General features: G+C 56.7%; 20 protein-coding genes and 1 pseudogene. 4 read left to right on the forward strand and 17 right to left on the reverse strand.

Annotation, left to right across the window (positions count from 1 at the left end):
• Positions 1-295 precede the first annotated feature (295 nt).
• The 5 genes from ACT2B1_RS16230 to ACT2B1_RS16250 all read right to left on the reverse strand — a co-directional run bounded on the left by ACT2B1_RS16230 (position 296) and on the right by ACT2B1_RS16250 (position 5,236).
• Positions 296-1,033 (reverse strand): hypothetical protein, encoded by a 738-nt coding sequence (locus tag ACT2B1_RS16230; protein WP_481668175.1) that lies wholly within the window; start codon positions 1,031-1,033, stop codon positions 296-298.
• An 84-nt stretch (positions 1,034-1,117) separates the two neighbouring features.
• Entirely contained in the window at positions 1,118-1,846 is a 729-nt protein-coding gene (locus ACT2B1_RS16235; protein ID WP_481668176.1) for a hypothetical protein, read from the reverse strand.
• Positions 1,843-3,225, reverse strand: coding sequence for a hypothetical protein (locus ACT2B1_RS16240; protein WP_481668177.1), 1,383 nt, complete (start codon positions 3,223-3,225; stop codon positions 1,843-1,845). Before ACT2B1_RS16240 ends, ACT2B1_RS16235 begins: the two co-directional genes overlap by 4 nt.
• Positions 3,226-3,372: 147 nt before the next feature.
• Positions 3,373-3,741, reverse strand: coding sequence for a hypothetical protein (locus ACT2B1_RS16245; RefSeq protein WP_481668178.1), 369 nt, complete (start codon positions 3,739-3,741; stop codon positions 3,373-3,375).
• Positions 3,742-4,000: 259 nt separating this feature from the next.
• Positions 4,001-5,236, reverse strand: coding sequence for a tyrosine-type recombinase/integrase (locus ACT2B1_RS16250; RefSeq protein WP_481668179.1), 1,236 nt, complete (start codon positions 5,234-5,236; stop codon positions 4,001-4,003).
• A gap of 457 nt (positions 5,237-5,693) precedes the next feature.
• Here ACT2B1_RS16250 and ACT2B1_RS16255 point away from each other — a divergent pair.
• Positions 5,694-5,801 (forward strand): annotated as a pseudogene (locus ACT2B1_RS16255) (IS1595-like element ISTme1 family transposase); the annotation flags it as partial.
• A gap of 376 nt (positions 5,802-6,177) precedes the next feature.
• On the forward strand, positions 6,178-7,572 hold the full coding sequence (locus tag ACT2B1_RS16260; protein WP_481668180.1) for a pyridoxal phosphate-dependent decarboxylase family protein: 1,395 nt from the start codon (positions 6,178-6,180) through the stop codon (positions 7,570-7,572).
• A 47-nt stretch (positions 7,573-7,619) separates the two neighbouring features.
• On the opposite strand, the gene ACT2B1_RS16265 is transcribed toward ACT2B1_RS16260, so the two are convergent.
• Positions 7,620-8,024, reverse strand: coding sequence for a PaaI family thioesterase (locus tag ACT2B1_RS16265; RefSeq protein ID WP_481668181.1), 405 nt, complete (start codon positions 8,022-8,024; stop codon positions 7,620-7,622).
• Between the two features lie 388 nt (positions 8,025-8,412).
• On the opposite strand from ACT2B1_RS16265, the gene ACT2B1_RS16270 reads away from it, so the two are divergent.
• The gene (locus ACT2B1_RS16270; RefSeq protein ID WP_171123647.1) at positions 8,413-8,619 is read left to right on the forward strand and encodes a helix-turn-helix transcriptional regulator; all 207 of its coding nucleotides are present in this window, start codon (positions 8,413-8,415) and stop codon (positions 8,617-8,619) included.
• A 198-nt stretch (positions 8,620-8,817) separates the two neighbouring features.
• Here ACT2B1_RS16270 and ACT2B1_RS16275 read toward each other — a convergent pair whose 3' ends face one another.
• Entirely contained in the window at positions 8,818-9,549 is a 732-nt protein-coding gene (locus tag ACT2B1_RS16275; protein WP_171240913.1) for a MobA/MobL family protein, read from the reverse strand.
• A gap of 215 nt (positions 9,550-9,764) precedes the next feature.
• Here ACT2B1_RS16275 and ACT2B1_RS16280 point away from each other — a divergent pair, with 215 nt between their 5' ends.
• A complete protein-coding gene (locus ACT2B1_RS16280) occupies positions 9,765-9,992 on the forward strand; it encodes a hypothetical protein (RefSeq protein WP_481668182.1) in 228 nt (75 codons plus the stop codon).
• 104 nt (positions 9,993-10,096) lie between these two features.
• On the opposite strand, the gene ACT2B1_RS16285 is transcribed toward ACT2B1_RS16280, so the two are convergent.
• The 10 genes from ACT2B1_RS16285 to ACT2B1_RS16330 form a co-directional block, all read right to left on the reverse strand.
• On the reverse strand, positions 10,097-11,878 hold the full coding sequence (locus tag ACT2B1_RS16285) for a thiamine pyrophosphate-binding protein (protein WP_481668183.1): 1,782 nt from the start codon (positions 11,876-11,878) through the stop codon (positions 10,097-10,099).
• A complete protein-coding gene (locus ACT2B1_RS16290) occupies positions 11,878-13,287 on the reverse strand; it encodes an aldehyde dehydrogenase family protein (RefSeq protein WP_171125980.1) in 1,410 nt (469 codons plus the stop codon). Before ACT2B1_RS16290 ends, ACT2B1_RS16285 begins: the two co-directional genes overlap by 1 nt.
• Complete coding sequence (locus tag ACT2B1_RS16295) at positions 13,268-14,182, reverse strand: sugar phosphate isomerase/epimerase family protein (protein ID WP_170353936.1); 915 nt, start codon at positions 14,180-14,182, stop codon at positions 13,268-13,270. Before ACT2B1_RS16295 ends, ACT2B1_RS16290 begins: the two co-directional genes overlap by 20 nt.
• 154 nt (positions 14,183-14,336) lie before the next feature.
• Complete coding sequence (locus tag ACT2B1_RS16300; RefSeq protein WP_481668184.1) at positions 14,337-15,527, reverse strand: Gfo/Idh/MocA family protein; 1,191 nt, start codon at positions 15,525-15,527, stop codon at positions 14,337-14,339.
• The gene (locus tag ACT2B1_RS16305) at positions 15,520-16,194 is read right to left on the reverse strand and encodes a hypothetical protein (protein ID WP_481668185.1); all 675 of its coding nucleotides are present in this window, start codon (positions 16,192-16,194) and stop codon (positions 15,520-15,522) included. The genes ACT2B1_RS16300 and ACT2B1_RS16305 overlap by 8 nt, the downstream gene beginning before the upstream one ends.
• The gene (locus ACT2B1_RS16310) at positions 16,184-17,371 is read right to left on the reverse strand and encodes a Gfo/Idh/MocA family protein (RefSeq protein ID WP_254445533.1); all 1,188 of its coding nucleotides are present in this window, start codon (positions 17,369-17,371) and stop codon (positions 16,184-16,186) included. Before ACT2B1_RS16310 ends, ACT2B1_RS16305 begins: the two co-directional genes overlap by 11 nt.
• Positions 17,361-18,188 (reverse strand): citryl-CoA lyase, encoded by an 828-nt coding sequence (locus ACT2B1_RS16315; protein ID WP_481668186.1) that lies wholly within the window; start codon positions 18,186-18,188, stop codon positions 17,361-17,363. The genes ACT2B1_RS16310 and ACT2B1_RS16315 overlap by 11 nt, the downstream gene beginning before the upstream one ends.
• The gene (locus tag ACT2B1_RS16320) at positions 18,185-20,110 is read right to left on the reverse strand and encodes a bifunctional sugar phosphate isomerase/epimerase/4-hydroxyphenylpyruvate dioxygenase family protein (protein WP_481668187.1); all 1,926 of its coding nucleotides are present in this window, start codon (positions 20,108-20,110) and stop codon (positions 18,185-18,187) included. The genes ACT2B1_RS16315 and ACT2B1_RS16320 overlap by 4 nt, the downstream gene beginning before the upstream one ends.
• Positions 20,077-21,372, reverse strand: a complete 1,296-nt coding sequence (locus ACT2B1_RS16325) for a TRAP transporter large permease (protein ID WP_170328647.1) — start codon at positions 21,370-21,372, stop codon at positions 20,077-20,079. Before ACT2B1_RS16325 ends, ACT2B1_RS16320 begins: the two co-directional genes overlap by 34 nt.
• The gene (locus ACT2B1_RS16330; RefSeq protein ID WP_171125991.1) at positions 21,369-21,944 is read right to left on the reverse strand and encodes a TRAP transporter small permease; all 576 of its coding nucleotides are present in this window, start codon (positions 21,942-21,944) and stop codon (positions 21,369-21,371) included. The genes ACT2B1_RS16325 and ACT2B1_RS16330 overlap by 4 nt, the downstream gene beginning before the upstream one ends.
• Between the last annotated feature and the right edge of the window lie 3 nt (positions 21,945-21,947).

Genomic DNA, 21,947 nt, shown 5'->3' on the forward strand with positions numbered 1-21,947 from the left:
GAGACAACTGGGCCATACTCAGGGACAACAGTTGTCGTCTTACGTGAACTTCGGTCCCTCTTCCGCCTCGGCAGGCCCGGCGTGCGCAGTACACCTGATCAGCATCCTGCATCGCGGCAATCTCACTCGGTTTTACGGTCAAAACCCCTTGGTCCGGGATGTCCGCCTTGAACGTTTACCCTTATACATGCGCGTGTATTTACCCCTTTCACGCATTAGATTTTGAGACAACCCGGACAAGACGGACGAAATACCGCCTACGACTGCATCACCAGGCTGATTATCAACCCAAAGGCTAGTCATCGTCTCTATCCTCCTCGTCAGCGAACTCCCGATATTCGGCCAATTGGTCTTGCGTGGGGGCTTTCCCCTCCTTCCAAGAGATACCTGCGACGGCTCGTTCGCGCCGTTTTTTGGTGCTTCCGTCCTTCATTTCACGTTCATGAACCGGCCTCGACTTGCGTGTGGCCCCCTCCGACATGTCGTGAACGGAGGAGATCATTCGGCTCTTTTCCCACTTCGAAATGCCTATGGCGTCGATCCAGTTCCGGAAGACATAGTAGAGATCATCCACGGGGATATATCCGTTTGGATCCATCGCAATAAAGTCGTCCAGAAACGTCTTGATCGGTGCCATCTTGGCGCGTGATTTGCTTCGTAGGGCGTGGTGCGTTTGGGTCAGTTTAAAGTGACCTCGGGCCTGCAGTTGCAGATATCCACGCGCGGCCCAAGCGAGCCATATGTCAGCCTCCAATTTCAGGTTCTTTTTCACGGATGGGTCTTCGCGCCCAAAGAACGAGCCGCTGGTCTTCAGGTAAATCATGCGATCCGCAAGGACGCCGTCATTATCCCGGAATCCCGCGAGCGAATTTGACAGGATGAAGAACCGGACCATCAGGTACACGCCACGGAGAAATGTGCGCCCTTTCCTGTTGATGTCGCGTGGGTCTCCCCCGGAGATTGCCAGAAGGGTTTCTGCCAGTGCGCCAAAATTCGTGTGTCGGTCGATCCGCGCGTCGGTGAGAGTGGCCATGAGCATGTTGTTCAGGCCTTCCAGAGCAAAGTCACCTTCCAGCGACTTGGTGGAAGGCGCACACGCAGCTGAGCCGAGCAGGAACTAGAGCATGTTGTTAATGGAGCCTTTGCCACTGCGCTTAAGGCCAATGATCTGGAATATCTTTTCTTGCTCGTTGTCGCCGAACAGAATGTACCCGACAATTTCCTGCAGGAGGTCGGTTTGGTCAGGGTCTTCCTCGAACACTTGCGCAAAGAATGCGGCTGATTTGCTGTTGTTCCACGCTTCTTCCCAAACATCGTCATCATCCATCCAGTCCGGATTGAAGTTTGCGTTCAGTTGTCTGGTGTTGAAGAAGCGTGGCGTATTTTCGATGATCTCGTTGGTTTCGATGTTCACGAGGCCGTTGAGGCAGGCGTAGACGTCCTCTGGTCCGTCTCGGAATATCCACGCCATGTCGGTGCCGTGGTAGCGGACTAGCCCCGATAGGGCGCAGTAGATTTCATTGACCAGTGGTGTGTTTGGTTTGACGGGTACGTGGGAAACAGACCCATCTCGGTTGCGGTTCACTCTTGTCGAGTTGCTGAGGAGCCGGTGGACCTCATGGAAGATTTCGTCCTTGCCTTTCTGCACCTCTTCAACTGCGGTCCATAGGCCGCTACGGTAGCGCCAGAACTCCCCCTGCCAGTGGCGCAAGATAGGGATGCCTCCGCGTTTGTAGAACTCATCCAGTATGCGAATAGCGACCTCCCGGTACTCCTTGATGTCCTCGAACCGGAGACCGCGATTATCTTCTCGACCGCCATCGAGCGCGTGCAATTGTTGGTTCACTCCAACTCTCCTTTGATCCAGTCTCGTGCCTGTTCTTGCTCGGAGTTGGTGAGAGATATGAAGGAACGCTGGAACCGTGCCCATCGCTCATCGTCGGTCAGTGGCTTCTTTTCTGCCCGTTCATCCTGCTTTGCCTTGGCCCGATCTTGCTTGACCCGGATCGTTTCGATTTGGCCGAGAGCCCAGTTTGTAGTTTTGAGGATGTCCGGACCTTCCAACCCGGCATTGATCAGGAGGCGGATGATCTCTGCATCGCCCCAACCATCATCGCACAGCAGCCAGATGACCGAATTCAGATGCCCGGCCCGAGCGTCTTTGCTGGTGGCCCCGCGCGCTGCCTTTACGTGCCGCATAAGGACCGGATCGGTCGCGCCTCCGGGGACGCCTTTGCGTGCGGCCTTGTTGGCCTCTTTACGCTCGCGTAGTGCCGCGTCATCCAGACACTCTACATCCGGCCCGCCGTTCTCTCTGACCCACTGCAGGTACACATTCGTGTTCCGCATGTACTCGACGCCTGAGCAGCGGTGGAAGCAATGGAACGAGCGGTAGGGGTCAGTGCTCATGGGTGGCCGGTAGCCAGTGCCCACGACAATCCCGTTCGTATGTTCGTGATGCCACGGGCAGATCATGTCGATCCAGCCATCTTCGCCGCGATCCCCCAGAATGAGCCCCTGATGGTCCAGCCATTCGAGGACGGGATCGTCGCCCATATTGAACGGGGCCGCATCGTCTTGTGTCAGTGGCGTATGACCTGTGTTTTTGGTCATCTCCTTCGCCGCCTTCAGGTCGAGCTTGAGGCCTATGATTATTTCATCGGGGGTGAAGTGCTTGCCGGTCCATTTGACCAGCATGGCCTTGTGCTTCTTTCCAGACGGGCACGAGCCGGGGAGCCTGACAAGGCGGGCCGGGTTCTGACCGAAGGCGTCGTTGAATTTCACGAGCCGGGTGGCTGCCAATATCAATTGGGCTTTGCGGTAATCGCGCAAAGGTGCATCAAGGATATAGCCCCACTGCTGAGAACCAGGCTTGGTCTCGACAATGAAACTTGGCTCCATATCGGGTACGCCGATCTTAATACCTTGCTTCTGCTCGCCAATATCGTCCAGGACCAGAGCCGCCATACCTTTCCATGTGTCCTTCGTCCGTTTGAATTTACTACGGCCTGTTTTTTTGAACTCTTTAGGATCGCGCGGTTGGTGGAGGCCAACGCCGTAGTGAGTGTGGAAATCCTGCGCTGTGTACTGTGGCCACGCATAAGCCGGGAAGCTGATTGTTCCGTCAGCCTTGGTATGTACCGTTGCAATACACCCTGTTTCACCCTCTTGGGCGGCGTGGAAAATGGCGGATAGGAACCCGGCATGATTGGAAGGCCTACTCACTCCGCAGCCCCCCATTTTATTGGCTCTGTGAAGTCGGCCCTGAGGAAGACCTGTTCCAAAAAACACAACGCTTCTCGTAGTTTTGCGACAAGACGCCGTGCGATAAGACAATTGCGTTTCCAATGCCTTGCTGGCCCTCTTTCCGGGTCATGGTTCTGATCCGGTTGCGGCCATTGCCACCGCAGCTGCAATGGTTTTGGCGTCCAATTTCATGGGCGGCAGACCCAAATCCACGTCGCGCCAATCCAGGCCCGCAGCGACGGCGCGAACATGCAATGCGTGCCAGTGGTATTGGCGGCCCAGCTTTACCGGCGGTGGCGCGGTACCCTCATCCACAAGCTTCATCCACTTGTCCGGCGACATAGGAAAGAAGCCCTTCTGATCGTTGTGGCTAGATAGTTCGCGCAGCGACACCATGCCCGTATGTGGAAATTGATCTGGTGCGATGGGCATCACAGGGCGCTTGGTGCCATTGCGCAATGCCGCATCCATAGTTGTCTTGGATTTGGTCTTCACGGACTGAACCCCTCTTTAATTTCGAGAGGAGGTAAAACGAAAAAGGCCTCGCTCTCGCGAGACCTAGAACCATGCATCTGAGGTCGGTTTATGTGGCTCCATCAGCTTTCCGGACCTTTCGATCCTGCGAGATGGGCTAGGCACCGCGCCACTGTTCGCACAGTGAAACTATTATTCGATCTTCCTTACAGAAGACCCCTCCTCCGGAGGCTCCCTATCGGGACGCGGGCCGCAAAGCGGCATGGGCTCGATCAATACGCTAGACCGTGCCAGATTTCAGAGCAACAACATTTTCGTCTTGCATACGTAGACGATCCAGCCAGTCGCACCACGTCGCCATCATCTGGCGGCGCTCGTCCAACAGCTTGGTCCTGTCATAACTCCTGCCGTGTGCTTCCTTTGACCGATGGCTCAGTTGTGCTTCCACCCATTCGCTGCTGAATTTCAGGTCCTCAACACCCATTGTCCGGAGGCTGGCCCGAAACCCATGGGCGCTCATAATGCCCTTGTAGCCAAGCTTTGCGATCATCTTGGACGGCATGACGTTGGACATCGGCTTGTTGCCCTCGGAGGCAAACGCGTAGTCGCGATTGCCATTGAAGATCCGCAGCTCTTGCAGCAACGTTGCCATCTGATCGGTAATCGGAACCGCTAGCACAGCACCGATCTTGCTGACCGGGTTGAACCAGACACGCTTGTCCATATCGAGATCGGACCAGCGCATGTGCCGCACTTCAATGGGCCGTTGCGCCGTCATAGACAGCATCTTCAACAGAGGCACGGCCATACTGTCGTGCGGCCAAGCGTAGAGGTCACGCAGGAACTCGCCCATCTGGAGCGGATCGAGGATTGCATCGCGGTGTTTCGGCGCGGGCGTGTCCTCCATGACGCTGACCATCTTCTTGGTGTCGATCAGATGGGGCGTCAATTCATTGACAGCGGCAAAGGCCAAGACCTGACCGATCATGCCGACAACGCGCTTGGCCGTGTCGATACGGGCGCGATCATCCTCCGCGCTTTTGCGGTCCGTAATGGTGTTGACGACCTGCATAATATCGAGGGGCTGGACATCCTTGGCCCGCATCGCACCCATCACCGGGTAGACGTCCTTTTCCATCCTGTGAACGAACCGGTCGCGATGGCCGTCACTCCATTTGGTCCGCCTGCTGATGAAGGTCTTTGCAATGGTCTCGAATAGATCATTAACCACCAACTGCTCACGCACCTTTTCGCGGGCTTCCTCGCGGACCGGGTCCTTGCCGTCTTGAAGGATACTTCTCTGCTCCAGAGCGCGCTCACGTGCGTCCTTCAAGGTTGTCGCAGGGTACGTGCCCAGCGTCATTTCCTTAGCCTTGCCGTGCGCGCGATAGCGCAGAACCCACGTCTTGCTTCCCTTTGGATGGACGATAAGTGTCAGGCCGTTCCCATCGGCCATCTTGATCTTCTTTGCGCCCGGTTTGGCTGCTTTGATCTTCGGGTCTGTCAATTTACTCATGTGCATACTCCATCATCACCGGCCCCACATTCACCCCCACAATTGGAGGTGATGCAGCACCCAAGTTTCCTTGGGGCTCCGGCAACCGTGGATCAGAAAAACCCAGTAACAAAACGCTGTTACGTATGCTTCAGGTCTTACACACGAGAAATTGGATAGGCTCCTCCGCTACCAAAATCCCCAATAATATCAGTGAACTGCGATCGTCGACCAAAACCCTCCCTGCGATCTAATCGCCGGGACTGCAATGGGACTGCCCCCCGGCAATTCAATTCTAATTCAGGATTTTTGGTAGTTGGATCTTTCTTTACGAGATTCTCAGTCTTCTCCACGAACCGCCGGTATGACCCGCCCTGCTGATTGAGGGTCGTTTTCAGCTTATACTTCTTTGTTGGGCGTCGACAACTCGGTCTCAGAGGTGCCCTCACCTAAACCGGGCACCCGCAAGATAGGGCAGAGCTTTCACATCCAGAATGTAAATGCACTGCATTCGCGCATGAAAGACTTCCTGCGCCCGTTCAAGGGGCCTGCGAAGAAGTATCTGGATGGCTACGTGGACTGGTATTTTCTGAGGAAAGGTATTGAACCCCAACAGGCACTCGATGGCTTGGTGAAGAGGGCAAACAGGCTGCAGGTTTAGCCCCTTCTCCCTTACTTAGAGGCAAGTTTCACAGCCGAGAACATCACCGAGAATTCTGAATTGCACAAGGTAGTAGGAAACCCAATACAGCCATTTAACCAGGATGCGTCGAACAACGCCTCTGAGCCCTTTTGACCAATGCTGCGCTCCGCTCATATTGAAGTGATGCGCGAAAAGCCGCCGTTGATCCGGATCGGGATCGTGAGCTTTGCAATAGTGCCAAGCAGAAACCGCATGTTTCGGGTCGATGGAAGTATTCAATGTCGGTATTTTCCCTCGAAAGTAATCACAGGATTTCTCTATGCACGGACGCGATGCACTCTTTCCAAACCTTGACCATCTGATGGACGCTGAAAACGCGTTGACCGAGCGCCTCAACCAGGCTCGCCGTGACTACGCCAGTCGCAATGCGACCTCGGCGGAGTTAACGCCTGATTGGTTAGAGGAGTTGAAATCCAAGCGGTTTGAGCAGGCGGAAGATCTTGAACCGCTGATGGACTGGGTGATTGATGCGCTCGATACTGGCAGTGTGCAGATGACTCATCCGGGATATCTTGGCCTGTTCAATCCGGCACCTACCTTTGCCGCAGAATGTGCGGATCGGATCGCGTCGATGTTCAATCCGCAAATCTGTGTGTATTCTCATGCGCCTGCTGCCGTCGAAATCGAACAGCATGTCATCAATGAAATGGCCCGACGCGCAGGACTTCCCAAGGGGTCCGGAGGGCATTTTACCAGTGGCGGTGCCGAAGCCAATTCGACGGCTGTATTGTGTGCCTTGCAGGCCAAATGCCCGGAGTACAGCGACAAGGGCATCTATGAGTTCGGCGGTCAGCCGACGATTTACGTCTCGAAGGAAAGCCACCTTGCATGGTTGAAGATGGCGCATTCGGCAGGCATCGGACGCAACGCCGTTCGATTGATCGCAACTGATGGCCAAGGTCAGATGGATGCGGATTGTCTTGCGGCTGCCATTGATGAGGATTTGAAAAGCGGCTTTGTCCCGGTCCTCATCGTGGCCACGGCTGGCACCACGAATGCCGGGATGATCGACCCTCTCAAAGCTTGCAGCGCCTTGGCGCAAGCGCACGGCATGTGGTTTCACGTTGACGCGGCTTGGGGTGGTGCGATGATTGCCAGCACGGCAAGGCGGTCCGTGCTGGATGGCATTGAACAGGCGGATTCGATCACGATTGACGCCCACAAATGGTTCGCCACCACAATGGGGGCCGGCATGTTCCTGACCTCACACCCTGACATACCGGCACAGGTTTTCCGGATCTCGGCCAGCTACATGCCAGAAAGCGAGGCAGCCAAGGATTTCTACGTGAATTCCAATCAGTGGTCGCGCCGCTTTGTGGGATTGCGCCTGTTCCTCGCTCTCGGGGCCGCGGGATGGGACGGCTACGGCGACCATGTGGAACGCTGCATCCGGCTGACCAGCCGGTTCACGGACAACCTGAAGAAGGCGGGTTGGACAGAGGCAAACCGGTCTTTCATGGGGGTAAGTTGCATGGTCCCGCCGGAAGGGCACGACGCCATGCAACGCTATGTCGATGCGGTTCACGCAGATGGCCGGTTCTGGATTTCCAAGGCGGTGTTCGAGGGCAATCCGGTTTTGCGGGCCTGCGTCACCAATGGACGCACGAACGAAGAGACCATTGACCAGCTCACTGAATTCCTGACGTCGGCTTAAGATAAAAAGGCACCCGTCATACGAATGGCGGGTGCTCTCGGAGGCCTTCAACCTGCGCGCAAGTGGGTGGTTGTCATGTCGATCAACAGACGACCCGTCTCTCCGCGAACTTCGGTGCGAATGACAATGAGTTTACCACCGCGTTTGACCGTGGTGGATGTTGCGATCAGATCGCCCGTCCTTTCATTACCCGACAAGACTGTGTGAAGATCAACGGCGAGTGGAAAACCGGACCCGTCTTCACCAATGCTTTCCAAATCGCCGATTGCACAGAGGGTCGCTGCGATGTCGGCAAACCAGATCAAGGCACCAGCGTGCATTGTTCCGAACGGATTCTTCGCGGATTCGGTTACCGGCATCTTGGCAACCACGCGTTCGGGCTCGCGGCTTTCAATGTTAGAGCAGATTTCGCCTTTCCATTCATTCGCAGCCAGCTTTTCTCTGATGGTCATCCCTATACCCTCGATTTTCGGTGACGAGAGCAAGCTTGCATCTGGAACAACTGAACTCGACCCAGAACTTGCGCAATCGGGTTTTCGAAGCAACTGACGGAAGGTGTCGCAACCGGACATTGGGACATTCGCCGTGAAAGCCCGAAAGGTCCGTAGGGCCGCCGCTCTTCCTGAGCGCTGCGAAATTCTCATTCCTGCGCTATAGATTCTAACAGAAAATCCGACAAGCCTGCCATTCAGCAGACAAATCACAATTGCCAACACGTTTTGACAACATTGCGTTTTACTTTGCCGCTAAAAAAGTTGGCCGCCAAATTTCGGATTTTTGGCCTTTGTCCAATATCAGGCGCGCGGACCTCGCCGCGAACCTGACAATGGAGACCATACAGTGCCCTACGCCCTCGAAAACTCACTCCAAGATTCACTCGTCGATATTAAGACCGTCTGCGCGACTCTGTGCCGGTCACGCGCCAGCATATACCGTGACATCCAACGAGGTGATTTCCCGGAACCTATCAAACTGGGCGGTTCGTCTCGCTGGCGGATGTCGGACCTCAACAAGATCGTTGACCCTGACGCACCGATGGCGGCCTAAACTGCCCCGGCAAGAAAATCCCCACCTATGATCTAACTCCCAATATCCCACGCTCTGCCCCGCCTTGTCGGGGCTTTGTCGTTTCTGGTGGGGGGGGGGGATTGGTGAATTTCCTGTTCGGGGGCCTCTGGGTGCAAGCGGCGTTGCCCCTCACGAGGCAAAAGCCGCGCCCGCAAAGTGTCGCGCAACATGATCAACTCACGATAAACCCGCCGAACACGACGCCTGCGGTGCATCGCCTGTCTTGGCCATCTCGGCATACGAACGAAGATCAACCCGCGCGTGGGAGCCAATCTTGCGCAGGGCCGCGTTGGTCCGCTTTTCCCATTCTCCGCGGATACGCTTGATTTCTCCGGGGCCTGAGGTTCTGTCGTCAAGAACACGCGTTTTCTCACCAAAATCGCCAGTGATCCTATCAACCTTCCGCGTCGTCATCAGGATGTGGGCGTGGAAATTCAGGTTGGTCTTCGATGGCTTGAAGAGCCTCTGCTCGTAGTCTTCTCGCGTCAGTTCGAGTTTGCCCGCACTGTGCAGTTTCTCTTCCTCAGGGCACAAGAAACGCGGCGCGTGAATGTCGGCTTGAACAGCAATGCCGTATTCATCGCGAAGCCAGAGGCAGAAGCCGCGGACAAGCCCAACCTGCTCGAGAAGCGGTAGCTCGCGTGGCAAGGATGGGCGCAGTTCGCGGATGACTCTTGCATTCCTTCGGCGCTCAGAATGTTCGGCTGCGTTCCAGAGCTCCTCGGCGTTTCCTGTCCAGTTGATCAATTCATGCGACAGGAGGCCACCCTTTCTGCCCGGCGAAAACCGTCGTCCAACCCGCGCATCCCGAAAGGTGGTGCGCGCGGTGTAAGCGGCGGATTTGACGGCGGAGCGACCGTCGGCCCGAGAATGCAGGATGACTTCGAGTCTGCTGGCGGGGTGTATCATGTAAAGGACATCGGGCCCCAACCCGATCTCCGCACAAAAAAGTCCGCGGCAGGCGCGCAGGCAAACCCCAAGTTTGCGTAACTGCGCGCATTGCCCAGCGGGCATGCGGACGGTCGCTCACACGGCGGCCTGGCGGACCTATGTTTTCACGCAAGGGGAGCGAAGTCGGGATCCAGGCCGCATTTCCTGTTCGACCACTGAAAAGGGAGGACGAAATGGCGGACCTGGATCAACAAATCGAACAGGCGCCCGCGAGGCTCAGGGACCTCCAGGCCCGGGCGAGCGAGCAACGGCGTCGCGATGAAACGCGCAAAAAGATTATCTATGGCGCTGCTGTTTTGAAGCTTCTCGAGGAAATTGAGAGAGACAAAGCTGATCGGTTGCTCAAGCTTCTGCACGAACGTATCTCACGCGACTCAGATCGAGAGCTGTTAGGGCTGTAAACCCAGTTAGATCTTCTTGAGGCACTGCACGCTCTCAGAAGGGTTGGCTGACTTGGGTCTATTGAAAGAAAAAAAACTGGCGCGGCTTACCGCGCTCAGTATCGTCAGGTCGCGACGTGAGAAACATCCTTGTCCGGCGAATAAATGTCCAGGATGTTCCAATGACCGGTCGTTGGTGTCGGGTTGTTGATCATTGGCACATCCAGCACGGTTGGCTTGCCGCTGGCGATTGCCGCTTCCAATGCAGGCAACAACTCGTCAGCAGCGCTAAGTCTGTGCCCTTCCGCGCCGTAGGCTCGCGCTATGTCGGCATAGCCCGGTCCGTTTGTGGGTGCGGCGGCTGATCCGGGGAACGTGGTTCCATAGGTCAGACCGTAATGCGCCTTTTGCAGACCTGCTATGGTTCCGAAGGCATTGTTGTTCATGACCAGCCAGATAATGCCCAGATCGAGTTCGACGGCCGTTGCCAGCATCGACGGGTTTTGGCCGAAACCACCATCGCCAACAAGGCTGATCACCACACGATCAGGTGCCGCCAGTTTCGCGCCGATCGCACCCGGAGGACCGAAACCCATCGTCGCGAACCCACCCGGGGTCAGGATTGAACCCGGCGTCAAAATGTCAAACTGTTGCCCGACACCGTTCTTGTTCCACCCAACGTCAGTGGTGATGATGGCATCCTCGGGCAGTGCCTTGCGGGTATCTGCCAGAATACGCTCGGGCATCATCGGAAAGGCTGCTGAGGCCGCCATTTCCACGTTGTGCGCTTTGAAATCCGTTCGGAAGTCGGCGATCTTCTGTTCCAGAGCGGGGCGTTTGAAACCGTCCGGATACATCTCTCGGGCGACCCGGTTGAGGGCGCGCAAAGCGGCCTTGGCGTCAGCAACGACGCCGATCTCGGTGGGATAGTTCCGACCGATTTCCTGCGGTTCGATGTCGATATGGATGACCTTCGAGCCGGGAATGTTGAACGTATAGCCGGGATACCAGCTGGAACAATCGGCCTCTTTGAACCGGGTTCCCACCGCAAAGATGTAGTCCGCATTCAAGCAGGACTGGTTGACCAATTCGGTGCCCCAAAACCCGGTCATTCCCAGTACAAGCGGATGGTCGTCTCGCAACGCGCCTTTACCCATCAGGGAATGCGCGACTGGAAGGCCCATATGTTCAACAAATTCTCGCAACTCCTCGCTGGCCTGTGCCAGAAGAATACCACCCCCGACATAAGCGACTGGGTTTTCGGCTTTAGCCAACGCTTCGACAATCTCTCCCGCTGTCTCGTCGTCAACCGACGGTTTCTTGAGCGCGCGCGTGTTGTCGCGGATACGGTCGAAACTGTCCGAGGGGATCACCTCTGAAAAGATGTCCATGGGGACATTGACCAGTACCGGTCCGGGCTGGCCGCTTTCAGCGAGATGAAACGCCTTTTCCAGAATCTCGGCTATCAGGTCGGCGCGATCCACGCGCCAAGCGCGCTTCACGAAGGGTCGGTAAATCTCCCATTGGGCTGCGTCTGCATGCAGGTTCACTTCCTGATGCGGATGTTTACCGTAGTAATGCGTGGGAATGTCACCCGCGATCACGACCATCGGGATACAGTCCAGTGCGGCGTTGGCGACCCCGGTGGCGCAATTGGTCAGCCCCGGGGAGAGATGGGACAGCACCACCGAGGCCTTGCCCGTCACGCGGGCATATGCATCCGCCGCGTGGCTGGCGATTTGTTCGTGTCGTACTGTGACGAAATCGATAGGACTTTCCGCCAGCGCAGCCAGAATCGCAATATTCGTGTGCCCGCACAGGCCGAAAACGTGCTTGACCTCACGGCGTTCGAGAAAGTCAACGATATGTTCGGCAACGGTTTTGCCGTCCAGTTTCGCTCCGTCCATCACGCGACCTCCTGTCCGTAGAACTCACCGAACAGGTCCGGCTCCGAGGGGCGATCCTCAGGGATCGGACGACTGACCCAAGTGTAGTTCATCATGTGTTTCATGGTGACGTTTTCGTTGGTGATGTTGCCGCCCCAGATGCCACAGCCCAAGCTACTGGTCATAGGCATGCCATTGGTCCAGGCACCCGCATTGGCCTTGGACTGAGGCTGTCGCACCATCATACGGCTGACCGGAGCCAGACGCGCCAACCGGTCGATGTGATCGTCATTGTGGCTGTAGATGCCGCAGGAATGGCCCTTGCCCCCGGTGTTGTAGATCTGGCTGACCGTTTCCAGCGCATCATCGAACGTTTCGAAGTGATAAAGCGCCATCAGCGTGGTCAGTTTTTCCTTGGAGAACTTGTGCTGCGGGCCGATTTGCCCCTGGTTTTCAACCATCAGAAACTTGCGATCTTCGGGGATGCTAAAACCGGCGACCTTGGCCGTTTGCTGCGGCGGACAGGCGATGGTCGGAAATGTACGGTTTCCCTTTTCATCCCACATGGCCGCTTCGAGCATGGCCTTCTCTTCATCCGAACACAGGTAGCCGCCCTCGGCTTGCAGCGCCTTGATCATATCGTCGTAAACTGAGCGCTGGATGATGATGTTGCCGTCGGCCGAGCAGCCCGACCCAAAGTCGGAGGTCTTTGAAATGCGAGTGTTCTGCGCGGCGATGTCCAGATCGGCGGTTTCATCGATGACGATGGACGAATTGCCCGCGCCGACGCCATAGGCCGGACGCCCTGAGCTGTAGGCCGCTTTAACCATGGGCTTACCGCCAGTGGCCAAAGTCAAGTCGCAGATCTCCATCAGATGTTGCGTCAATGGGATCGAGGGTTTGCGAATGGATTGAAACAAGTCCTCGGGGGCACCGGCAGCACGACAAGCTGCACGCATAACCTCGACCATTTCGAAGGTCGTATGAGCGGTTCGCGGGTGCGGGCTGAAGATGACGGCATTCCGGGCGTTGGCGGCGGAAACGCCGGTCACCGGTGGTGTCATCGCTGGGTTAGTCATTGGGATCAGGGATGCGATGACGCCAGCAGGTTTGGCATATTTCACCAGACCTTTTTCCTCATCAACCTCGACGATGCCGGTCGAGGGTGTGCGCAAGACATCTCGCAGCACCATGTGAATCTTGAAGCGCTTCGCTGGGCGGCCTTCGCGATCTCCGATACCGCTCTCATCTACGCCTTGTTGAGCCAGACGCGTGAAGGTTTTCTCATTACCCGCATACCACGCAATGGCCTGAGACAGGCGGTCCAGCCTGTCCTGATCCCAATCCTCGATCTCGGCCATGGCGGCGCGGGCGCGTGCCAGCATATCTGCCGCCATGTTGCGGTCGTTTTCAGTGAGCTCTTTGCCCATGATGATCCTCTTGGTGTTTTGGAATTGTAGCATCGGGCATACGACGCTGTGACCGCGCCTCGCCAAATGTTCGCTTGGCGTGGCTGAGACAGCGACGCGCGTGTTCTTCATATCCCAACTCGGCAACGCGGCTTTGGTTGGGCAGTTCGATGGAATAGTCGACGGGCGGCATCCGTTCGATGATGCCGGTGAAGTCAATCCAGCCTTCGCCGGGATAGAGCCGCGCATCGCGGGCCAACTGGATCATGCCCTCACGCGTATCCGCGATGCCAGGCAGGCAATCAGAGATATGCAGGAAATGAAACAGATCCGAGGGGACGTGTAGCAACTCTCCCAAATCCACGCGGCTGAGGTGCAGGTAAAGCGTATCGACCAGAATACCGCCGTTGGGCTGATCGGAGGCACGCACGATATCAAGCGCCTCATCCAGAGTGCGCAAGCGGGAGAAGCTTGGAAACTCAAGGTCCACTGTTAGCCCATACGGAGCCGCCAGTTCGCAGGTCTCAGAATAGACGTCGATCAGGAAGTCACGATCATCGCGGGTGTTGGTCCACGCGCTCATGATCATACGCTTGGCGCCCAGTTCCCCGCCAATCTCCAGCGACGGCTCGAAACTGCGCGGATCGACATCTTCTGTGATGCGCGCAAGTTCGACATCGAGGACTTTCAAGCCAGTGGTAGAGAGAGCAGTTTTGGTGGCATGCACCTGTGCCTTGTCGATTGGAGATTGAGTGAATTCACCGGGCACATGCATCGGAATGAAGCGGGGGCTGACGGCATCGTAACCGGCCCGCGCTGCGATATAGACCAACTCGGGCGGCGTACAGCCAATCAGCGTCAGATGCGCCAAGGAATAGAGAGAGGGGCTTGCGCCAGCCTCTTCGGGTTTCACCATGAACGGCAGCTCCACGTGTCTGCGAATCTCAAATTCATCACACGTAGTAAAAAATATCTGATATTTTTTAAAATATCAACTTTTAATACTGAGCAGGAAATGAAAGCGCCCGGGCAACTGCCCGGGCGTGTTTTTCATTCTTGTTGGCAGAGCCTTAGAGAGTGACCCAGTCACCTCCGGACTGGTGAGAGCGCACGGAGGCTCCAATAAACCGGACGCCATCTGCACCTTGTTCGACACTGGGATAAATAAGCCAATCATCCGGAACGGTAACGCCATCCCGACGCGCGGCTACGGCCATAGCAAATTCCGTATAGAGGTTGGCCCAGGCTTCGATAATCCCTTCTGGGAAGCCGCGCGCGGTCCGGATTAGACGTTCTGCGCCGGGGCCGATGCCATGCCCGTGACCTCGGCTGATGATACGATCCGGCTCACCGAACCGATTGAACTTCAGCTGTTCCGAATTCTCCAGGTCCCACTCGAGACCTCCTTCGTTCCCGAATATGCGCAACCGCAACCCTCCCCGATTCCCGGGGGCAAGGCGTGTCGCCATCAGGGTTCCCGGAACCTCGTTTTGATAGCGGGTGAACATGAATGCTGTGTCTTCCAAAGGCTTTGGCGCGCCGCAGACATGAAACTCAGCCCGTAGGTCGGTCAAGGGCAGGCCCGAGACAAAACTGGCGAGATGCGCGGCATGGGTGCCGATATCGCCGACACAGCTGGTCGGACCAGAAATCTTTGGGTCCAGCCGCCAGTTGACGTGGGGCGCATCAGCCACATCATCGGGCGTCATCCAGTCTTGCATGAACTCGACGTGGATTTGGTTGATTTTACCGATGCCGCCTTCCGCCACGATTTGTTTGGCCTGACGGATTACTGGAAAACATGACATCGCATAGCCGACAGCAAAGATGTGTCCCGTGCGCGCGGTAATCTCCTCAATCCCTTCGGCCTCCGCGACTTCGTTGGTCAGGGGCTTATCGCACAGCACGTCAATGCCCGCCTCCAGAAAGGCTTTGGCCGCTTCGAAATGAACGTGGTTCGGGGTGGTGATCATGACGGCATCTACGCCATCCGGGCGCGCCGCCTCGGCCTGTGCCATCTCGTCGAACGACGCATAGCACCTGTCTGCCGGCAGGAACCACTCGGCCCCGCGCGCCTTGCTTCGCGCGGCGTCAGAACTGAGCGCTCCTGCGACGACCTCCCACCGGTCGGTCATCCGCGCGGCCGTTGCCTGCGTGACAGAGATCCGTCCGCCGCCGATAACGCCCAGCCGCAAACGGCGAGACAACCGGGGGAATGGACCGTCAAAGTTCAGGTCTTCGGGTAAAAGTCTCTCAGCCATTCTGAGCCTCCATTTCCGGGACCCGTACGCCTTCCGGCAGCATTTCCACCGCCATGAAAATGCTGGGGGTAATCGTCTCGTACTGATGCCAGGGATAGTTGCCTTCGGCGTCATACATCGGTTTGTGCGTCGTGCCGGGGGCCATGAATTCTTCGAGGTAAAGGGATTCAACATCCCGCTCACGGCATTGCTGCATTTTCCCAAAGCCTACGATTTGTGTATGCACTTCGCGAAACCCCGGTACCGGGCAGAACGGATGATCCTTGTGCAATCCGACATTCAGCGGCACCGAGCCGGAATGGTACATGGTCAGCCCAACGTTACCCACAAAGACCTTTGGGGACATGTAGTGGCTGACACCGCGTAAACGCTCCTCTTGGCGAACATCAAAAGCAGATGGCCATGTATCTTTCACCCATGCGAACAACTCGTTGTCATCGGCATGGGCGTCGAAATCGTGGACAATGACTGCACGTTCCACGCCGCTAAGCGTGCTGTCTTGCACGATCACAGAGGAAAGCGGTGCAATGGTCTGATCCTCGACAGAGAGATTTCGCCCCCCAAGGTTAAGGACGATGGCGCGACCCTCGATAGAAATTCTGCGCTCGTCAGTTATGTGCTGGACGCGAAAGAATGGCTGAGCAAAGTCGAGTGTCTCAATCGGCATGAACCAATTCCTTCCTCTCATCGTTAAGGAAATCGACCGGCAAAGGCTCCGGAGCCGCGCAACGGCTTTCTATCGTCTGATAGGCGCCAAATTTTGGTGCCCGTTCGATCGCGTCCATGACCTCGAAAACGTGGTAGGCGAGCGCTCCACTTGCGCGGGGTTGGCGTCCTTCTTGCGCCGCCAGGGCCAGATCCAAAAGGCCGAGCCCGCGGCTGTCTTCATTGAATCCATGTTTGTTTTCGACCACTTGCCAGTCCTCGCGACCTGTTGGACGGGGCTGATGAGACCAGCGCGAGGTGTCCCGCGTTTTCAGCCAAACATCCCCTTGAAAGATATTGGCACCATGAACCGGGTCTGGGTCTGGGATGCTGATGGTGCCTTTTTCACCGTAGATCTCGAACCGCGGCGTTTCGCTGTCCCAGACGTCGAAGCTCATGGTCATCGACCCTATAGCTCCGGAGGAGAACTGCAGCAGGCTAAGGGAGTGCGTGTCGACCTCGACGTCCATCCATTCGCCGTTGCGAGGGCCGTTTTCGATCATCCTTTTGTCGAAAGTGCATCGCGCCATTCCGGCGACCCGGTCAACCGGACCAAGGCAGCAAACCATGGCGGTCAGGTAATATGGCCCAAGGTCCAGCAAGGGCCCGCCACCGGCCTGGTAGTAGAAATCCGGGTTGGGATGGTGGCGTTCCGTCCCGTGGGTACCGACATGGGCAAAAACCCCTGTCGGTTTGCCAATGGCACCCTCATCGATCAAGCGCCGAACGGTTTGCCAACGACCGCCCAGAAATGTGTCGGGTGCGCAACCGACCAGTAGCTCCTTTTCAGAGGCCATGTGCAGAATCGTCTTACCATCCGTTCGATCCATAACCAGCGGCTTCTCGGAATAGACGTGCTTGCCCGCCTCCAACGCACGCAGGCTGATTTCGGCATGCGCCGCCGGAATTGTCAGATTCAGAACGCAGTCAATCGTCGGATCGTCAAACACCCCATCTGGCGCACAGGCCTTGGCGATACCGTATTGATCTGCCTTGGTGCGGCTTTCCGAAGGGTCAAGGCTTGCGCAAGCCACGACCTCAACGTTTGAGAATTTGGATAGTGTTTTTAGATAAATATCGCTGATACGACCACAGCCGATAAGGCCGACCCGGAAGGATTTCGATGTCTCACGTGTCATCTTTCCTGTCTTCGTAGAGGGGTAAGTAATTAGGGGGCATCGGCCCTTTGTTGCGGCCACCCTGGTTCATCTGTTCCCAAGCGTGGGCGAGTATTCCGACCGAGCGGGACAGGCAGAACAGCCCTCGCGACAAGGGCGCAGGAAAGCCAAGTTCGCAGAAGATCACAGCTGTCGCGCCGTCAATATTCATAGCAATTGGCCGACCGCCTCGTTGACGACCGAGTTCGGCTTGAACCTCTTCTCCGATATCGGCAAACCGGCCAGAAACTGTGCCTTCTGCCGCCGCATCTCGAACAAGTTGCATCAATCGGGGTGCGCGTGGATCGACAGGTTTGTGAAACCTGTGACCAAAGCCCGAGACGATCTTGCCATAGGTCTCGCGCCAGCTGTCCAGACCGTCCTTCACTGCGTCATTCAACGATGCTCCGCAATCCATGCGAGCTGCGATATCATAGTACAGCTCTGCACACTGCTCTCCTGCCCCGCCGTGCACGTCGCCCAGCATGTTCACCGCAGTCGCCATCGCGTTATTGAGACCTACCCCGCAGGTGGCGGCCATACGCGCAGCCGCGATTGAGGGAGCCTGTGGGCCGTGATCCACGCCTGCGACCAAAGCGGCTTCGAACAGGCGCGCTTGCGCGTCGCTGGGTAGATCGCCCCGCACCATAAGCCAGATCATCTGCGGGAAAGATACGTTTCCGATCAGGTCCTCTATGGCGTTGCCACGAAAAGAGATCTGTCCGGGTTTCATGTCGATGATGGAGGTACGCCACCATTGGCGAACGGCGCGCTCATCGTCTGTCGTCTGCGCGGTCATTGCGTCTGCACCTCTTTCACCGGCTGAGTTTTGCTTTGCGCAGCAAGGCGAATGGGTGCATTGCGCGCGCCATAACCGGCATAGCCCATACGGCGTTCAACAATTTCGAAGAAGAAGCCGTTAAAGATGGGGCGGCTGTATATCTGAAAATACTCAGCACCCGCCGCCCGATCGTAGAGAATGTTCCCCCTGCGCAATTGGGCGACCAAATCGTCATCCAATCCGAATGTCGCTTGCAGATCAGCGTAGTAGTTCTCCGGGATGGACAGGCTGGGAAAGCCTGATTTGCGCAACTGATTCGACGTTTCAAAAATATCGTCCGACTGGAAGGCGATGTGCTGAACACCGGCCCCAAACCCATCTTCAAGGAATGACGCTGCCAGTGTTCTACGCCCAACGGCCCCGTTCAGGTTCAGGCGCACTTCGCCTTCGGGACTTTCGATAGCCTGGCTTTGCACGACACCGGACGGGTCGGCGACGTTCACGATAGGAGACTTTGCCATCTCAAAAGTTGAAATGTAGTAAAGCAGCCAACTTTGCATCTCATCGTGACGCATGGTCTGTGCCAGATGGTCGATACGGCGCAGACCGGCAGGCTGGGTCGCTTTGGTTTTGGCAACTGGCTCGAACTCGATGTCCCAAACTCGATGCAGATCGGATTTCTCATCTATGAAATGGACGACATTGCCGCCGACACCTCGGATGGCCGGGATGTCCAGTTCCCCGGTCCCCACCGGCTGTGAGAAATTCGGCGCGCCCAGCGCGGTCGCGCGCTGAACCGTCTGATCCGCGTCCTTGACGCGCAACCCCATGTCGCAGACCGAGGGGCCGTGGCCCAGAAATGCCGAATGTGCGAAGCCTTCCTTTTCGGTATTCACAACGATGTTTATCGCGCCCTGCCGCCACAGCTCGACGGACTTGGATACGTGTTTTCGCTCCATTCGAAAACACATTGCTGACAACACATCTGCCAGCTGCGCGCCGCTTGTTTCGTCGGCTGTAAATTCGACGAATTCGAAGCCTGACGCATAGACGCGTTCCGGCAGGTTCCGGATGCCGAAGTCGGTTCCCGGCTCGGTCCGGGATACCTCATCCAGGAGGTTCACCAGCGACCTGTAGCTGTCTCGGGCCAGTGTTCGGCCACCGGGTTGAGGAGCTGCTTCGTTGACGCGTGCAACCGACCAAGGCCCTTTGTATCCGGCGCGGGACAACACGCGAACGAAGCCCGCAAGGTTCAGCGACCCAAGCCCCGGCAGAAGCCCAAAGTGCCGCTTGAGCCGACGTATATCCATCTCAAGCCGGGGTGCATCGGACAGTTGCACATGGACCAGCCGCTCTCCGGGAATGTCCCGAAGGCGGGCTGGTTTGGATCCGTCGGCAAGCGAGAAGAAGGAATTCAAAGCCAACCCCAGATTAGGGCTGTCGACAGCATCAACGACGCCTAACGCCTGTTCATCCGAGTGAATAAGATCCGACCATGGCAAGCCCATATAGGCCAGACGCATCCCCATTTCTTTAGCGATTTGGGCCGCCTCGCCAAGATCTGCGATTACCTGTTCTTCAGTTGCAGTGGCATCGACGTCGAAGGCAGACCCGATTAGCAGTAATTCCGTTCCCAACTCGGTCATCAGGTCGAGTTTGCGTTTCAGCCGATCAAAGGCGCGCTCACGTCCGGCTTCGGGCTGGCCTTCAAGATTATGGAAGGGTTGTAACAGGCATATCTTCAGGCCGAGGTCCGATGCAATCTTGCGGACTTGCGATGGCGGTCCGTCAAAAGCGGTCAAATCCGGTTCGTGTAATTCGACACCCCCGAATCCCGCGTCAGCGATAGCACTCAGCTTTTCAGCCAGATCACCGGGGATCGACGTTGTCGAAACCGACAGGCACATTATCCCTGATATCCAAACATACGCGGCAACCACAGGACCAGATCCGGCATCAGCATCATTATCACCAAGGCGAAGATGAGAACCGCGAGGAAGGCCCAGATTTCGGAGATGATTTCGCGCAGCGGAATGTCCGTCACGGCATTGATCACAAAGAGTAGAATGCCATAGGGCGGCGTGATCAAACCGATCATTGAGTTCACGACGACCAGCACTCCGAAATGCACCAGATCAATCCCGAGCGCTTCGCAGGTTGGAATGAACAGGGGCACGATCACCAGGATGATCGTTGTTGCGTCTAACACGCATCCCAGCGCGAGGATCAGCAGGTTTACGAGGATCAGGAATACAATCGGGCTAACATCCGAACCCTCCAGCAGTGCCGAGATCGACTGTGGAATCTGTTCCTGAATGACGATGAAGTTCAGAATGAACGCGCCACCAATGACCACCCCGACGGCGGCGGAGGAGCGCGCGCTGTCGACGAACACTTGATAAAGGCCACGGAAGGTCAGCGCGCGGTAGAACAACGCTGCCAGTAGCAGAGCGTAGAATGCAGCAACTGCGGCGGCTTCGGTCGGAGTGGTGACGCCGCCATATATACCGTACAGCAGGATTGCGGGCATCAGCAGTGCCGGAAACGCGTTGGCGGTTTTAGCCGGCAATTCGCGCAGAGGAACAGGTTCTTCCAATGCAAAGTTCCGCTTTCCGGCCAGATAATAGTTCATCGCCATGAGGACGACGCCCATGATCAGGCCCGGAAGAATACCGGCCAGGAACAGCGACCCGATAGAGGCCTTGGAAACGAGCGCGTACAAAACCATCGGGATCGAGGGCGGAATGATCGGGCCAATCGTCGCCGACGCCGCCGTGATCGCGGCTGCGTAACCTCGGCTGTAGCGGCCATCCTTGGTCATCATCTCAATGATGATTTTACCGATCCCCGCGGCATCCGCGACGGCCGAGCCGGACATACCCGAAAAGATCAGAGACGCTACCACGTTGACGTGCCCGAGACCGCCCTTGAACCGACCAACAGCGGCGACGCAGAAGTTCAGCAGACGGTCCGTGATCGAGCCCGCGTTCATGATATTGGCGGCGACGATGAACAAAGGCACGGCAAGCAGGATCGTGCTTTTGTAGAAGCCCTGCAGGATCTTCTCGCCTGCGAGTGCTACGTCCAGCCCGGCCGTGCCCAGATACACCAATGAGGCCAAAAGGATGGAATATCCGATAGGTGTCCCGATGCCTGCCAAAAGAAAGAGAGCGAGCAGGCAGGAAAGAAGTTCAAAACTCATTTCTTAACTTCCTCGTCCCCTTCGACGTCGACACGGGGATGATCGTCAACGACGTTGTACCCAACGACCAGCTCCAACTCTGTCTTTGGTGGGCCATTGCGCATGACGTCGAAGAATAGCCACGCGTAGCGCGCTGCGACGACCAGCATGAATACCGCGTAAATCGAGAATACTGTGCGCAAAGGTATCTTCTCGCCGGAAAACGGATTGCGGACAGTCGATGTCTTGCGGATTTTCATCCAATCGATGTAGTCCCACGTCGGAAGGAAGCTGTAGAGCATACCGACCACGATCGCTGCGGCCGCCAGCATCGCAAAGACCTGCCGCACGCGCATCGGCACGGAAAGGTAGATGATGTCGAACTTCACGTGATCCCGTTCTCGCACTATGAAAGCGCAACTGAAGAAGATCACCCAGACCCACAGAATGCCGATGAGTTCAAGCGTCCATCCGGCGGGGGTAAAGAAGTACCGCAGAAGTATTTGTAGAAGGAAGATCAGGAAGATTGCCGCCAGCATCCCGCCGGCAATCGCTTCGGTCAGTCGGGAGAACCCCTTTATAAAGGCTTTCATTGT

Source organism: Ruegeria sp. S263, assembly GCF_056780525.1.